Genomic DNA, 13,855 nt, shown 5'->3' with positions numbered 1-13,855 from the left:
GCTTATCCCTCCGTCCCGGCCTTGGCCGCTGCGTCGCGTGCCGGGTTGATGTCCATTGCGTGTTCGGAGCTGATGCCCGGCTGCCAGGCAAAACGCGACAGGCTTTCCAGCGCCAGCAGCACCGCACCGACCACGGCCAGGAAGACGCCGAGGTCAAAGAGGGCGGCAGTGGCCCATTCGAATTCCTCCAGCGGCGGCCAGTGCAGGTAGCCGAAATCGCTGGTGAGGAACGGCTTGCCGTTGAACCAGGCGCCCATGCCGGTGGCGGCGGCAATCAGCACGCCGGAGCCGATGATGGCGTGATAGGGGTAGCGCTGCCGCTCTGTCGCCCAGGCAAAGCCGGAGGCCATGTACTGCATGATGATGGCGATGGCGGCGACCAGGCCGGCGATAAAGCCACCGCCCGGCAGGTTGTGGCCGCGGAAGAAGATATAGGCGGCGACCATCAGTGCCAGCGGCATCATCACCCGGGTTGCCACCACCATCATCAGCGGATGGGCGTCGCCCGCCTGCGGCAGGTCGGGCTTGCGGTTCAGCAGAAAGGCGCGGACCTTGGATCCGAGCACGGCCTCGGTCAGGGCAAAGATCACCATGGCGGCGATGCCCAGCACGATGATCTCGCCAAAGGTGTCGTAACCGCGGAAGTCGACCAGGATCACGTTTACCACATTGGTGCCGCCGCCGCCCTTGTAGGAATTGGCGAGATGGAAGTCCGAGATGGTCGGGAAGGCGAAGTCGCGCATCAGGAGCGCATAGATCAGCCCGCCCGCCCCCAGGCCCGACACCGCTGCAATCGCGCCGTCGCGGAGGCGGGTGAGGGCCGGGGTCTCGACCGGGGTTTCCTTGGGCATGAAATTCAAGGCGAGTAGCAGCAGGATGATGGTCACCACCTCAACCGAGATCTGGGTCAGCGCCAGGTCGGGGGCAGAGAGGTAGTTGAAGGACATCGAGACCACGAGGCCAACCACGCCGATCAGCACCAGAGACAGCAGGCGGTTGCGGTGCTTGGCGACGATGAACAGGGTTGCCACCACCAGGGCGAACCAGCCAACAACCGGCAGGGCGCCCGGTTCCTGCATCTGGCGGGTTTCAACGCCCAGGGTTCCGCCGCGGTAGGCGAAATAGCTGATGGCCACGGTAAAGGTGACCATGATCGCCGCGTAACGGGTGAGAACGCCGTTGTGCAAGCCTTCGGTCACGAACTGGCTGAGGCGGGTGAAGGCGCCGATCAGGGCCTCGAAAATGGTCTTGGCTTCAGGCCGGGGCATGGCGTTCCAGGCCCGCTGAAGGGGCTTATGCAACGCCAGCAGGGACAGGCCGCCGATGGTGGCTGCGATGGACATGTAAAGCGCCGGGGTCAGACCGTGCCAGAGCTTGAGTGAATAATAGGGCAGCTCGCCGCCGCCGATCACTGCGCCTGCAGCTGTGGCGACCATCGGGCCTGCGAGTTTGGCCGAGGCAAGGCCGATCAGCACCACCAGTACGACCAAGAAGGCCGGGCCGATCCACATGCCTGTGTTCGGGTCATGCGGGTGGCCGGGGTAGTCGTCACGCTTTTGCCCGAGGAAAACGTGCACGATGAAGCGGAAGGAATAGGCGGCGGAGAAGAGTGCCGCCAGAGTGGCCAGGGCGGGCACGATCAGGTGCGAGCCGTTCCAGATGGTGTGGGCGGTTTCCTCCAGCATCATCTCCTTGGAGAGGAAGCCGTTGAGTGGTGGGATACCGGCCATGGACAGGGCTGCCACCGTGCCGATGGTGAAAGTGATTGGCATCAGGTGGCGCAAGCCGCCCAGGCGCTTGATGTCGCGGGTTCCAGCCTCGTGGTCGACGATGCCCGCGGTCATGAACAGCGCCGCCTTGAAGGTGGCGTGGTTGATGATGTGGAACACCGCGGCCACTGCGGCGATCTTGGTGCCGAAGCCCAGCAGCATGGTGATGAGGCCGAGGTGGCTGACGGTGGAGAACGCCAGGAGCGCCTTGAGGTCGTCCTTGAAGAGGGCAATCACCGCGCCGACCAGCATGGTGACAAGGCCGGTGGTGGCAACGATGTAGAACCACTCCGGCGTGCCGGCCAGAACCGGCCAGAGGCGCGCCATCAGAAAGAGGCCGGCCTTCACCATTGTGGCGGAGTGCAGATAGGCCGAGACAGGCGTTGGCGCGGCCATCGCGTGCGGCAGCCAGAAATGGAACGGGAACTGCGCCGATTTGGTGAAGGCGCCCAGCAGGATCAGGATCAGTGCGGGCAGGTAGAGATCCGAGGATTGGATCGCTTCCTTGTTCTGCAGGATCACGCTGAGGTCATAGGAACCAGCGATATGGCCCAGCATCAGCATGCCGGCAATCATCGCCAGCCCGCCGGAGCCGGTCACCGTCAGCGCCATGCGCGCGCCCTGGCGGCCCTCGGGCAGGTGTTTCCAGTAGCCGATCAGCAGGAAGGAGCTGAGCGAGGTGAGCTCCCAGAACACCAGCAGCAGCAGGATGTTGTCCGAGAGAACGATGCCGACCATCGCGCCCTGGAACAGCAGAAGGTAGCTGTAGAACTGGCCCATGGGGTCTTCGCGCGACAGGTAGTAGCGGGCGTAAAGGATGATCAGGAGGCCGATGCCCAGGATCATCGCCGCAAACAGGAAGCCAAGGCCATCAAGGAAGAAATGCGCGTTGAGGCCAAGGGCGGGCAGCCAGTCCACCGCGGCAAAGACCGTCTCGCCGCGGAATACTGCTGGGATGTGCAGCATCAACCCGATGAAGGCGAGCAGCGTGGTCAGCCCGGCGGCAGAGGCAGCCGCATTGCGTCCGGCGCGGATCAATAGCGCGGGAAAGACGGCTCCGATAAAGGGCAGGGCCGCAATCAGGAAAAGGGACACGTGCAAGTCTCCTGTCGGGTTGGCGCGTCGTTTTTAGGCCAGTGCTAAGCAATTTTGTTGCTCAGAACCACCCCCGCCGCCCGGATTGCGGCGGTAATGCCGCAGCCAAAGGCAGAGTGAATACGCTCGTTACGGGCATAATTGGGCAGCAGGCGCGCAATAACAAGAACTTGACCGATGGAATCGGCCTGTTTCTGGTGATTGAGGGCCTGTGGCCTGCTAGACCATAGGGGCAAAAGCGGCAGCGGAGGAACGATGGCTGGGGCAGACGCAATAAACCCGACGCTTACGCGGCGGCTGGTGCTGCTGGGCGGCGCTGCTGCCGCAGCGGGGGCCGGCATCTGGTGGCAGCGCCGCCAGCCACCGGACCACGATCATCCGCGGCTGACCGTGGCGGAGGCCTATGCGCAGGCGCAGGCCGGCGAGATTACCCTGGTAGACATCCGCACGCCGCAGGAATGGCGGGCGTCGGGTGTCCCAGTGGGCAGTCATCAGATCGACATGCGGCGGGAAGACTTCATCAAGGCCCTGCAGGCTGTGGCGGGGCCTGACCGCTCTGTGCCTGTGGCGCTGATCTGCGCCCGCGGTGTGCGCTCTGCACGGGTGACGCTGATGCTGTCGGAGGCGGGTTATACCCATGTGATTGACGTGCCGGAAGGGATGCTGGGGTCTGCAGCCGGGCCGGGCTGGCTCGCCGGCAACCTGCCGGTGGCGCGGTGGCAGGGATGATGCAGGGGTTGAGAAAGGCGGCGGCTGCCGCGGCTCTGGCTGCGGTCTTCGGCAGTGCGGCCATGGCGGAGTGCGGGGCAGAGACAGGTGCCTGCAGCATTGAAGAGGGACAGTATCACATTGTTCTGCCGGATTCTGCGGAGGCAGAGGGCGCAGTGCCGGTGGTGATGTTCCTTCACGGCTATGGCGGCAGCGGCAGCAGCGTGCTGCGCAACCGGACGCTGGTGGCGGGGCTGACGCAGCGCGGCTATGCGGTGATTGCGCCCGAGGGGCTGCGCCGGGATGGCAGCGGACCGCAATCCTGGGGGTTCGGCCCGTTTACCGGGGGGCGTGACGAGGGCGCGTTTTTTGCCGCGGTGCTGGCGGATGCGGCAGAGCAATTCGGAACCTCCCGGTCGCAGACGGTGCTGGCCGGGTTCTCGGCCGGTGCCTTCATGGTGCATTACCTGGCCTGCCGCGACCCTGCCGCCTTTGCGGCTTATGCGCCGGTGTCCGGCGCCTTTTGGCGGCCGCAGCCGGAACGCTGCAATGGCCCCGTGCGGCTGTTGCAGGTGCATGGCTGGCGCGACGAGGTGGTGCCGCTGGAGGGCCGAATTCTGGGTGGCGGGCGGTTTGAGCAGGGCGATGTCTTTGCCGCGCTGGAGGTTTGGCGGGAGGCCAACGCTTGCACCTCTCATGCGCCGGACAGGGCGTGGAGCACCGGGGGCCTCATGCGCCGCCGCTGGGACTGCGGGCCGGGTGCGGATATTGAGCTGGTGCTGTTTGATGGCGGCCATACGCTGCCCAAGAGCTGGGCGGAGCTGATGGCGGAGTGGTTCGAGAACCAGCCGGCGGTGCGCTGACGCCGCCGGAACGTCTAGAGCCGCCGGAGCGTCTGGAAAAGGGCGGCCGGCTCCCGCCCCTTTGGCCTGAAAATTAAAGATTTGCAGGCCAAAGCGTTGGGCCGGGCAGCGCTCCCGTGCGGGCGCGCTGCGGTAGCGTTTGCCGCGGGCCTCGCCGCGCGTCTGCGCGGCGCCGGGCCCAAGGCCGCCAAGGTGATCCGGCGTGAGCCGGGGCATCCTGCGGGCGCGGGAGTTCCTTGTTTGCGGCGGTTACTCTGCCGGGGTGCCGCGGGCGGTGGTACCGTCCAGCAGCGCCTTCAGGTCAGCGCGGGCGGCACGGGCGGCGCGGGTGATCTGGGGTTCGGTGAATTCCTCCCGCGTGGCCATCCAGTGGCGGATGCGGTTCACGGTCTTGACGCCGGAGAGCGCAGACAGCGGCACCGCCAGCACCAGCGACAGCGCGATGGGCGCCAGCCACAGCGACACGGTTCCGGTCAGGATCCCGGCCCAGAGCGCAACACCGCTGACGGTTTCCAGCGCGTGGCAGGTGATCAGCGTACGCAGGGAGTAGCTGCCGCCGTCACGCGCCTGCGGTGCCCAGCCGCGCTGCAGGCCTAGCGCGGTGCGGAACACAGCGATCATCTGTTGCACCATCAGGATCGGCGCATAGAGGATGGCCAGAACCACCTCGGACACGAAAGACAGTGCGAAATGCACCGGGCCGCCGTATTCGGAAAACCGGTTGCCTGTGAGCGGCAGCGCTGCTGCGGCCAGCATCTTGGGCGCCAGAAGCATGGCGTAGATCAGGATGATCACCAGCACATGCTTGGGCTCGGACATGTCGGGCCAGCTGGGGCGGAAGGGGTTGGCCTCGCTGAAGTAGCTGATGACGGACGCCTCTTCGCTGCGGCCGATCACGGCCCAAAGGACCAGCAGTGCAAACCAGACCGGCGCCATCAGGTAGCCGATCGCGCCTGCAAACAGGTGGAAGCGGGAGATCGCGCGGAAGCCTTTGGCGTGCAGCAGGTTGAGGTGCTGCAGGTTGCCCTGGCACCAGCGGCGGTCGCGCAGGATGTGGTCGATCAGGGTGGCCGGTGTTTCCTCGTAGGATCCACGGATGCGGGGCAGGAAGCGCACCGACCAGCCGGCCCGGCGCAACAGGCCTGCCTCGACGAAATCATGGCTCATGATCAGCTTCTCGCCGCCGCCAAAGCGGGAACGCAGCAGCGGCAAGCCGGCACAGGCGGCAAAGGCGCGGGTGCGGATGATGGCGTTGTGGCCCCAGTAGTTGCCCTCGTGGCCGGCCCAGCGGGCGAGTCCCTCGGCCAGTGCCAGGCCGTAGACACCGTTGGCGAATTGCTGCATGCGGCCAAAGACCGATTGCGCGCCAATCAGCTGCGGGTAGCTCTGGATCAGGCCTGCGCCTGGGTCGCGGGCCAGCGCATCGGCCAGCCGGGCGATGGCGCGGCCGGTCATCAGGCTGTCGGCGTCCAGCACCAGCATCGCCTCATAGCCCGCGCCCCAGCGGCGCACCCAGTCGGAGATATTGCCGACCTTGCGGCCTTCGTTGTCGTCGCGGCGGCGGTAGTAGAGCTCAGTGCCCTCGGGCAGCATGGTGCGCAGCGCCTCGACGCTGGCGCGCTCCTGCGCGGCAATGGCGTCGTCGCGGGTATCCGACAGGATGAACATCGCGTATTCATGCAGGCCGCCGCGGCCGTGAAGCTCCTGCAGCATGGTCTGAGCGTTGCCCAGCACGTACCAGGGCACCTCGTTGTAGACCGGCATCAAGAGCGCCACCTTCATCGGGCGGGCAGCACCGCGGGCGGCGGTGCGCTCGCGGCGCGACAGCCCGTAAAGGCCGAGCAGAACAGTGGAGACGGTGAAGGCGATCCAGAAGAAATTGAAGGCGATCAGCGCCAGCAGGATCATCTCCAGCACTGAGATGCCGCCATCGGTGAACCAGCCGGCCATGACCCAGGTCAGAACACCGGTTGCGGCCATCGCGGGCGAAAACGCCAGCAGGCGCCACAGCGCCACCTGGCGCGGCGCGGCACCGCCGGGGGCTTCCGCATCGCGAAAATCCTTGCTGAAATCTTGCTCCGGCATCGCCAGAGGCTGTTCCGGAGGCATCAGATCACACATGGTCATGCGGTCCACCTGTAAAGCCAGACCTCAGAGGCGGGGCTGCCGTCTTTCCTGAGCTGGGCGCGAAGTTCGACGTGGTCCCGGTCGCCCGGATCAAAGTAGAAGGCGAGCCGCAGGCCGCCGGTTTCCGGATTGCGCTGCAGCACGCCTTCGCTGGTCGCCACATGGGGAGAGTGGATGTGGACGTCAAGGGTGTCCGGTTCGCCTTCGAGCAAGGGGTGCGCGGCGAAGTCGATGGTCATGATCCGGCCAGGTCCGCCAAAGATGCGGGCGCCTTCGGCGGTGTCGGTCACCCGCGGCATCGGCAGCACCGGCTCGCCGCCCCAGGTGAGGCGGTAATTGAGGCTGACCTCGGACCCTGCGGCATAGGGTTCGCGCGGGCGCCAGTAGGCGACGATGTTGTCGTAGATTTCCTTGTCCGCCGGGATTTCCACCAGCGTGACAGCGCCTTTGCCCCAGTCTTCCTTGGGTTCCACCCACAGGCAGGGGCGGTTGTGATAGAAGGCCTCGAGGTCGTTGAAATCCGACAACTTGCGCGACCGCTGCATCAGACCGAAGCCGCGCGGGTTGTCGTCCACGAAGGAGGACACTTGCAGGCGTTTCGGGTTGGCCAGCGGCCGCCACAGGGTTTCGCCATTGCCGTTCAGTACCAGCAGCCCGTCGCTGTCGTGCACCGCCGGGCGGAAATCGTCGAACCGGTGGCGGTTGGTGGCATCGAACAGGAACATCGAGGTGAGCGGCGCAAGGCCTGCATGGCTCAGCTCCTCGCGGGCAAACAGGGTTGCCTCCACATCCATCACGGCGCTGCTGCCCGGGGTGACGGTGAAGCGGTAGGCGCCGGTGACCGACGGCGAGTCCATCAGCGCATGTACCACCATGTGGCGCTGGCCGGGGGCGGGGGCCTCGAGCCAGAATTCGATGAACTCGGGGAATTCCTCGCCTTCGGGGTCAGCGGTTTTCAGAGCCAGGCCGCGGGCAGACAGGCCGTAGGCATTGCCGATGCCGATGGCGCGGAAATAGCTGGCGCCCTGGAAGACGCAGAACTCTGTCTTCTTGGTGGGGTCGTCCAGATCGGTGCGCAGGCGCAGGCCTGAATAGCCCAGGTCGCCCTCGGTGGTGAGGTCCGGCGCCTTTTCGTTTTTGTCGAACAGCGAGAGGTCAAAGGGCACGCGGCTGGACAGCCCGTCCGTCACCGTATTGATCTGGATGGCGCGCGGGAAATAGAGGCCGGGAAGGAAGAAATCAACGTTGTAGCTGCGGTCCGTGCTGGACCACAGCGCGTCCTTGGTGCGGAACCAGCGGGCCTTGTAGTCGTCATAGGACTGCTCCAGCCAGTCCTGCGGCACCATCGGGCGCTCGGCATAATCCTTGGCGGCCAGGGCGCGGGCCTTGGCGATCACGACATCGCGGGTGAACGGCACAGCTTCGCTGGCCATGCCGGGCAATGCGGCAAGGGCGGTGCTGCCAAGTGCGGCAGCCATGAATGTGCGGCGGGTCAAAGTGCTCATCGCTTGGCTCTCCAAGGTTGCGACTTGAACCAGGCTGCGGTGTAAGCGCAGACAATGATTAGGAAAAAGCCAACCAGGTTGGCGAATGCCGTGGTCATAACCGCGCGGTCGGTCTGGTCAAGCGCAAAGCCGATGAACCGCGCCAGAGCCATGGAGAAAACAAACACCGCAAGCGATTGCTGGCCGACCTTGGTGATCAGTTTCAGCAAAACTGCCCAGGTGCGGGCCGCCAGAGACTGGCCGGAGGCGATGAGCCGCTTGCCGCCAGTGCCGGCCGCTACCCAGCCCAGATAGGCCAGCGACAGGAAGTGGGCATAACGCAGCAGGCCGAAGTCTGTTTTCTCGCGCCATTCGGCGGTGATTTCCCAGGTCGGGCGGATCAGGCTGGCCAGGTCCTTGTTCGCAGCTTCCACCCACAGGAACACCTTCCATGAGCCGAAGGGCGCCGACAGGACCAGGAATGCGGCGGCCAGAATCACCAGCGCCTTGGAGACCGGCGGCGCAGGCAGCCAGCCTTTCATGAAGGCAAAACCGGTGAAGAACAGCAGCTGCCAGCCGAGCGGGTTGAAGAACCATTCGCGGTCTGACCAGGGTTCCGCCATGAAGGAGATACCGTCCGGGCCGAGGCCGATCATGTAGGGGTTGGCGGTGAGCCAGATTAGGATGCTGGCGGCGGCCACGGTCCACAGACCTGCCTTCTCCAGCCCCATCATCAGCGGCATCAGCAGCAGAACCACCAGGTACATCGGCAGGATGTCAAAGTAGTTCGGAACATAGGTGAGGGTGAACAGCCCGGTCAGCTGCTGCACCGTGTTGGTGAAGAACCAGTGCAGGTTCAATGAGCCGATGTAGCTCTTGTCGAAGCCGCCATAGAGGTCGAGCAGAGCCATCGAAGCAGCGAGGAAGAAGAACAGGCCAATATGGGCCCAGTAGACCTGCCAGCAGCGGAAGATGACCCGGGCGGTGCCAAGCCACCAGCCTTGCTTGGCATAAGAGCTGCCGAAGGCAATGGCCGAGGCCATGCCGGAGCAGAAGACGAAGATCTCTGTTGCGTCGGAAAAGCCGAACCGGGCCGGGATCCAGCTGGCCCAGCGGTTGCCCGGGATATGCGCCACCAGGATGATGAACATCGCTATACCGCGGTAGAAGTCGAGCCGCGGGTCGCGCACACGGGGTTGGGCCGCCTGCAGCGGGGGCTCTGCACGGTTGGCAGCATTGGGGTCTTTCTGAGGCCCGGGGAAGGGCGCAACGCTGGACATCGGTCGTTTCTGGTCCTTGAAGGTCTTATTCGGCGGGAACGCTTGCAGCGTCGGGTGAGTTCCGGCCCTGGGCGATCAGAGCGCGGCGGGCCAGGGCGTAATTGTCCTCTGTGCCGCCGCGCTTGACGCAGCGGTCATCCAGTATTGCTTCGACTTCGTCAAGCTGTCCTGCACGCAGGCCGGCGTCTATGGTTATCCGTTCGAAAACATCGCGTTGCGCGTGGCTGCCGCCGGCCAGCTGCATGGTTGTGCGGGCTGTGGATAAATTTGCGAAAGCGGACTTGTAATTACCGTCTCCGAAGGCCTCAAGCCCGTCGGCGGCGGCGCATCCCGGGGCAGCCATCCGTTCCTTCGCCTCGCTGCCGCCCGCGTCAGCATCGGCGTGAATCCGCTGAACCAGCCGGTGCGCCTCCTCCTTTCGGTGGCCGGTGAGGGCCAGGAGGTAGTGCAAATCGGCAAAAATCAGGCTTCCATCCTCGGTCCGGTTGGCACAGAGATTCGCCAGTTCCTCCCAGCGGGGGCCCACATTGACGCCTTCCAGTTCCAGCCGCATCAAGAGCGAGGTGGCGTTGGAGATGTCGCGGTAGTCGTCGGTTTTGTCTTTGCGGACCTCACTGTCATAGAGGGCGATGGCTTCGTCCATCTGGCCCAGGTCCAGATGCATCAGCGCCTTGTGCCACCAGACGTGATAGCGGAAGTTGTTGCAATGGGCCCAGGCGTCCTCGCGCCCCTCAAGCCATTCCAGCCCCGATTTCGCGTTGCCGGTCATGTCGTGAACGTGGGCGACCGCGTGCAAGCCCCAGGCATCGTCCGGTGCCATCCACAGCGCCTGGCGCCCTGCGTTGGCGGCGCGTTCGTACTCGCCGGTTTCCTCCAGCGAGAAGGAGTGGCAGCCCAAGAGGTAGCCGCGGCCTGCGTGGTCGGGATCGTAAGAGGGCAGCACCCTTTCAATCGAGGCGCGCATGCCAGCGGGGTCGCCCATGATAAAGCGGATGCCGTGGCTGAGTTTCATCGCCAGCGTGTCCTGCGGGAAGATGTCCAGCACCTCCTCCATCCGCTGGATGGCCTGGCTGGGATGGCCCGACAGCCAGTTCTCCAACGCGTCGACATACTTGCGTTCGCGGGGCAGGGCGCCTTCATAAAACGCCTTGGCGTCGCGCAGCGCCTCGCGGGCGGTCGGCAGCAATTCGGAGCGGCCAAGCATTAGCAGCGACAGCCCCTTGATCGCATGGGCCAGGGCAAACTCCGGTACCGCTTTCAGCACCGTGCCCAAGTGGTCGGCGGTGACGGCGGCGTGGGCCAGAACCCCCAGCTGCACGGCGTTCCAATCCTGCAGCGCGGCTGCGTCAGTCAGGCTGCTGTCTTGGCCGAAAATGTCATGCGTCATGGGATTCCAATCTCTTCTTTGAACTCTGCGCGGTTTCCGTGTGTTCCAGTAATGTAGAGTAGAACATCGGATTGACCCGGGCGAACCCCGCTCTCGGTTTGGTGATGGGCTGTGTGCCTGCAAATGTGAATTTCGCCGGATGTGTAGGATTTCCCCGGAAAATTCTGCAAGGGGCCGTGGCAATTGATTGCAAAAACACCGCCGGTTTGGCGGTGTTTTGCCGGAAACTGTAACACTTGGCGGAATGCTGCCGCGGATTTGGGCGCTCAGGGCGTTCCGAAGGGGGAACCCGAGCCCAGAATCTCTTCTGTGCCTTCGCCGCATCGGGGCGGCGCGTGCCGGTATGTGACTGGCGTGCGCGAGAAATTCAGCGGGTTGCCCAGCAGCCTGACCGGGCCTGCCGCGGTGTCCATGCCGATGGCCATTTGCCGTGCTTCGACCTGATCGGTGGCGAACAGGGTTTCAAGGTTCTGCACCGGGCCGGCTGGCACCTTGCGGGCTTCCATCGCTGCCAGCACCGCATCGGTGGTGAAGCGCTGCACGGAGGGGATCAGGATGGCATTCAGCGCATCGCGGTTCTGCAGCCGGGCCGGGTTGGTGGCGAAACGGGGATCCTCTGCCAGGCCTTCGAGCTTCAAAAACTCCATGAAACGGCGGAACTGGCTGTCATTGCCCACCGCCAGGATCACGTGGCCGTCCGAGGTTTCATAGACGCCATAAGGCATGATGCTGGGGTGCTCGTTGCCGCGGCGCTTGGGGATGCTGCCGGTGTTCAGATAGGCGACGCCCTCGTTGATCAGCCAGGCGATCTGGGCATCCACCAGGGCCAGGTCGATCTGCTGGCCTTCGCCGGTTTTCTCGCGGTGGTGCAGGGCAGAAAGGATGCCGATGCAGGCGTACATGCCGCACATCACATCGGCGATGCCGACGCCTGCCTTCATCGGCTGGCCGTCTGGCTCCCCAGTCAGCGACATGATGCCGCCGAACCCTTGGGCCATGATGTCATAGCCGGGCTTGTGGCTGTTGGGGCCGGTTTGGCCGTAGCCCGAAATGGAGCAGTAGATCAGCCCCGGCAGATCGTCCTTGAGGCTGGCATAGTCCAGCCCGTATTTCGCCAGCCCGCCGGGTTTGAAATTCTCGATCAGGATGTCGGCCTCAGCCGCCAGGCGCCGGATGGCCTGCTGGCCGTCTTTTGTTGCAATATCAATGGCGACCGAGCGTTTGTTGCGGTTGGCCGCCATGAAATAGGCGGAGAGATCGGATTGCTGCCCGTTCGCGTCCACCACGTAAGGAGGCCCCCATTGCCGGGTGTCGTCGCCGCCGGTCTTGGGGTTTTCCACCTTGATCACCGTGGCGCCGAGGTCGCCCAGGAGCTGGGTGCAGGTCGGGCCTGCCAGGATGCGGGAGAGGTCGAGAACCTTGACGCCTTTGAGGGCGCCGTGGGGCAGCAGGTCAGATGCGGCCATCATAGCCTCCGCGGTCGATCACTGCCGAGATGACGGTGAAGTTGTCTGATTTCATTGCGTCCTGCAGGGCGGCGCGCAGGTCGGCGCGGCTGGTGACGGTGACGCCTTTGCCGCCGAATGCCCGGCCCATCGCCGCAAAGTCGTGTTCAGCAAAATCCACGCCGCCATTGGCAAGCTGGCGCTGGCGCTGTTTCAGCTCAATCAAGGCAAGGCTGGCGTCCGCAAAAACCACGAAGATGGGAGCCACGCCAAGTTCGGCAGCTGTGGCGAGCTCGCCTGCGACCATCAGAAAGCCCGCGTCACCGGAGAAACTGACCACCGGGCGGTCCGGCTGCGCCAGCTTGCGCCCGATGGCCATTGGCACGGCGCAGCCCATGGTGCAGAGGCCGGAAGACTGGATCAGACTGCGCGGCTCGGAACATTCCCACATCTGGCTGAGCAAAATACGGTGGGCGCCGCTGTCGGCGGTGGCAAGGGTATCCGGGGGCAGCGTGGCGCGGCATTCGGCGATGACACCGGCCGGGCCCCAGTTGTCATCCTGCGGGAAGGCTTCCGCCAGCGCGGATTTGACCGCTGCCGGGCGGCCATTGGTCCAGGTTTCGCGCGGGGCGGTGCCTTCGGAGAGGGCTTCCAGCGTTGGAATGATGGCGGTCAGAAAGTTCAAGCCGGCCTGATGCATGTAATGGGTGTTGGCCTCTGGCGCGACGTCGATGACGTTCTGGGTCTGCACATCCCAGACGTTTCGCCAGCCGGGGCGCATCTCAATCGGGTCATAGCCGATGGAGAGGACCAGATCAGCTTCACGCACCAGCGGCAGCAGGTGTTTGTCAGCCAGCGGTGACAGGCCCGCACCGCCCAGGCAGAGGGGGTGGTTCTCAGGCAGGATACCCTTGACCTTGTAGGTTGTGACGAAAGGGATCTGGTGTTCCTCAAGAAAACTGCGAAGGGCAGGGCCTGCGTTTTCCTGCAGCGCATCAAGACCAATGACCGCCACCGGACGTTCAGCTGCAGCCAGCCAGGATCGCGCCTGCGCCAGTGCCTCTCCGCTTGGCGCGCTGGCACTTGCAGGCGCGCGGCGGACGCCGCGGTCCTTTGCCGGCGCATCTGCCACCGAGATCGGCACGTCAATATGCACCGGCCCGTTTCGGGGTTCAGTTGCGATGGCGACCGCCTTGTCTGCGATCAGGTCCGCAGCTTCGGCGTCCAGCCGGAAGGTCGCCTTGGTGATAGGGGTGAACACTGCGCGGTGGTCAAGAACTTGATGGGTGTAGCTTTGTTCCTCCGCTGCATCGACGCAGCCGGTCAGCACCAGCATCGGCACCCGGTCCTGATGGGCGTTGGCGACCACATTGATGCCGTTCAGCGCACCGGGGCCGAGGGTGGCGATCAGGATGACCGGCGCGCCGTCCGCATGATGCACACCTTCGCCCATGAAGCCGGCGCAGTTCTCATGCTTGGCCAGGTGAAAGGCGATACCCGCGCGTGTAAGCGCATCGACCAGGGTCAGCACCTCGCCGCCGGGCATCCCGAAGGCATGGCGGCAGCCTGCCTCATAGAGCCGCCGGGCCAGAACATCGGCTGCGCGTGAGGGTTCTGTCATCTTGTTCGTCCAATCCGTTGATTTGCCGCCAGAATGCCGAGCCTGTGCCCGCGCGCAAGCCCTCTCACGCCAGTGT

Annotated in this window: 9 protein-coding genes; 2 read left to right on the top strand and 7 right to left on the bottom strand. The window is 64.7% G+C overall.

Features of this window, described 5'->3' with window-relative positions:
* Positions 1 to 2: 2 nt before the first annotated feature.
* Positions 3 to 2,864: a monovalent cation/H+ antiporter subunit A gene (locus GC1_RS03945; RefSeq protein ID WP_019295818.1), complete on the bottom strand. Its 2,862-nt coding sequence runs from the start codon at positions 2,862 to 2,864 to the stop codon at positions 3 to 5.
* 255 nt (positions 2,865 to 3,119) lie between these two features.
* On the opposite strand from GC1_RS03945, the gene GC1_RS03940 reads away from it, so the two are divergent.
* Positions 3,120 to 3,593, top strand: coding sequence for a rhodanese-like domain-containing protein (locus GC1_RS03940; protein WP_019295819.1), 474 nt, complete (start codon positions 3,120 to 3,122; stop codon positions 3,591 to 3,593).
* Entirely contained in the window at positions 3,590 to 4,435 is an 846-nt protein-coding gene (locus tag GC1_RS03935) for a CocE/NonD family hydrolase (RefSeq protein ID WP_019295820.1), read from the top strand. The genes GC1_RS03940 and GC1_RS03935 overlap by 4 nt, the downstream gene beginning before the upstream one ends.
* Before the next feature lie 249 nt (positions 4,436 to 4,684).
* Here the strand turns inward: GC1_RS03935 and mdoH are convergent, their stop codons facing one another.
* From mdoH to GC1_RS03905, 6 genes are all read right to left on the bottom strand, one after another.
* The gene (gene mdoH / locus GC1_RS03930) at positions 4,685 to 6,562 is read right to left on the bottom strand and encodes a glucans biosynthesis glucosyltransferase MdoH (RefSeq protein WP_029204777.1); all 1,878 of its coding nucleotides are present in this window, start codon (positions 6,560 to 6,562) and stop codon (positions 4,685 to 4,687) included.
* Positions 6,559 to 8,067 carry a glucan biosynthesis protein gene (locus GC1_RS03925; RefSeq protein ID WP_019295822.1) on the bottom strand — a complete coding sequence of 503 codons (1,509 nt, stop codon included), beginning with the start codon at positions 8,065 to 8,067 and terminating at the stop codon, positions 6,559 to 6,561. The genes mdoH and GC1_RS03925 overlap by 4 nt, the downstream gene beginning before the upstream one ends.
* A complete protein-coding gene (locus tag GC1_RS03920; RefSeq protein ID WP_019295823.1) occupies positions 8,064 to 9,326 on the bottom strand; it encodes an OpgC family protein in 1,263 nt (420 codons plus the stop codon). Before GC1_RS03920 ends, GC1_RS03925 begins: the two co-directional genes overlap by 4 nt.
* A 25-nt stretch (positions 9,327 to 9,351) precedes the next feature.
* Entirely contained in the window at positions 9,352 to 10,713 is a 1,362-nt protein-coding gene (locus GC1_RS03915; RefSeq protein ID WP_019295824.1) for a tetratricopeptide repeat protein, read from the bottom strand.
* A 266-nt stretch (positions 10,714 to 10,979) separates the two neighbouring features.
* On the bottom strand, positions 10,980 to 12,179 hold the full coding sequence (locus tag GC1_RS03910) for a CaiB/BaiF CoA transferase family protein (protein ID WP_019295825.1): 1,200 nt from the start codon (positions 12,177 to 12,179) through the stop codon (positions 10,980 to 10,982).
* Positions 12,166 to 13,779 (bottom strand): thiamine pyrophosphate-binding protein, encoded by a 1,614-nt coding sequence (locus tag GC1_RS03905; protein ID WP_019295826.1) that lies wholly within the window; start codon positions 13,777 to 13,779, stop codon positions 12,166 to 12,168. Before GC1_RS03905 ends, GC1_RS03910 begins: the two co-directional genes overlap by 14 nt.
* Positions 13,780 to 13,855 lie beyond the last annotated feature (76 nt).

The organism is Leisingera sp. ANG1 (assembly GCF_000203975.2).
Lineage (GTDB): Bacteria > Pseudomonadota > Alphaproteobacteria > Rhodobacterales > Rhodobacteraceae > Leisingera.
This window is presented reverse-complemented; position numbering and strand designations above follow the sequence as displayed.